Raw genomic sequence first — 263 nt, forward strand, 5'->3', positions numbered from 1 at the left:
TAAAAGAAGATTGGAAGCGTATCTGGACAAAGGATTGAAATGGGTTATTTTCACGGGTAATTTAGGCTTTGAATATTGGGCATTACAAGTTTCTAAAGAATTACAAACAGAATACGAGTTCCATATTGCAAGTATTTTTCCCTTTGAAACGCAGGGAAAAAACTGGAACGAGGCGAATCAAGCAAAATTGCGTGAATTTAAAGATGTAGATTATGTTAAATATGCTTACGAAGATTACGAAAATCCAAGTCAATTTCGTCAGT

General features: G+C 34.2%; 1 protein-coding gene. It reads left to right on the forward strand.

Annotated elements, in window-relative coordinates:
• On the forward strand, positions 1 to 263 hold a 263-nt coding region (locus tag ETC27_RS18060; protein ID WP_136256074.1), incomplete at both ends, for an SLOG family protein.

The organism is Onishia niordana (assembly GCF_004798965.1).
Classification (GTDB): Bacteria; Pseudomonadota; Gammaproteobacteria; order Pseudomonadales; family Halomonadaceae; genus Onishia; species Onishia niordana.